This window comes from Desulfosporosinus burensis (assembly GCF_054657535.1).
Genome location: NZ_BAAHYN010000043.1, coordinates 1 through 1,452, shown reverse-complemented (window position 1 = coordinate 1,452; position 1,452 = coordinate 1). Strand labels below are relative to the sequence as shown.

Below are 1,452 nucleotides of genomic sequence, written 5' to 3'. Positions count from 1 at the left end.
GTTCTTGGATATCCGAAATTTTGTATTCATAACCGTGGAGTCCCCTATAATACTCTGGGTACATATCCCCTCCACATTTCTCACAGTTAAACTGCGGAGGAACGGTTGGATCACCATCATCCATAGCATCAAAATTCCTTACGACTTCTAACGGTATTTTCTCTTGCTCATTACACTGCAAACAAATGTAATTGACAGAACTGTTCTCGATCGGCATTCTTCTCTGGTTTTGTGAATTCTTCTTTTTGTTGGGTTTTCGTTGTTTTGATACCGGTGATATTGTAAATCATCCTTTCCAGGCAAGCTCTTGCTACCTCATCACTTGCATACTTTATTGCCAATTGTCCATCTTTTAGGCAGACTTCTCCCTTGTACTCATAATAACACTGACAATGCGGACATACCATTGGATCTTTTCCTGTCTGCTCTTTTATCCGTTGCTCCCATTTTCTTCGTTTTACTATCTTTTTAACCTTTACGATCCATCGTCTTACTTCTTTTTGCCAGACTGAGATTAGTTTTTTACAACGTGCTTTGATTCTTCGGGAATACACACCATAATAACGGATTGTTTTAAATTGCTCATCCGGAATGTGTACGATTAATCGTTTTATAAACTCTTCAACTGTTAGTGTCTCCCGTTTCTCTTGTCCATCTTTTTTGTCATGATATCGATAGGTTACATATTGGCCGTCATATGCCTCGATCCGATGTAACGCTATTGCGGGTCGACGAATATAACGACCGATATATCCTAATTGAACTTTCACATTTCCCTTTTGCTTCGGAGCATAAACATAAAAGCCTTCTCCATTGGCTGAATAGGCTTTCTGTAAAAGATGTTGGATCTTCTTCTTTTCTGCAACGTTTAAATTGCTGCGAATTAGCTTCAAAACTACGGTCTGCCATTGTTTACGCAACATTGGAAAAGGTATATAGTCGTATACCTTCCACTCCCCATTTTTCTTCATTCCGCCCATGCTTACTAGCATATGAACATGAGGATTAAAGTTCATCTGAGCCCCAAACGTATGTAGCCCCGCTATGATTCCTGGCGTTATTTTAAATTTCTTCTTAAACCACTCTTGAATTATCCCGACCGCCTCATCCATAAGAGGTTTAAGTAACTGTCGATGCCTCTGAAATATTTCTCTTAATCCTTCATCTATCGTAAACACGACATGTCGATGATTTACCTGAAGAACGTCTTCTGCCATCATTCGGCTCCATTCCTCAGTTTCACCACTTGAACACGTTGTGCAAAATCTTCCTTTACAACGGTACGGAACGATCCGTAGATCATGGCAGCCTTCGCAAACTAATAGCTTAAACCCATTTTTGGGATTGCCACAATTCCGGAATTTCTCGACTTCTTTAATAACAATTGCTCTTATACGATCTCCGTACTTTTCGACAAATCTATCCCAGTGTCTCTCGTCGTCAAAAAAAATC

2 protein-coding genes are annotated in these 1,452 nt (G+C 39.7%); both read right to left on the bottom strand.

The features are described from left to right. A partial coding sequence (locus tag ACYQ3Q_RS28220; RefSeq protein WP_459931712.1) for a hypothetical protein occupies window positions 1–181 on the bottom strand: 181 nt, incomplete at its 3' end. Beyond that, window positions 171–1,451: an IS91 family transposase gene (locus ACYQ3Q_RS28215; protein ID WP_459931711.1), complete on the bottom strand. Its 1,281-nt coding sequence runs from the start codon at window positions 1,449–1,451 to the stop codon at window positions 171–173. The genes ACYQ3Q_RS28215 and ACYQ3Q_RS28220, both read right to left, overlap by 11 nt. Window position 1,452: the final 1 nt, after the last annotated feature.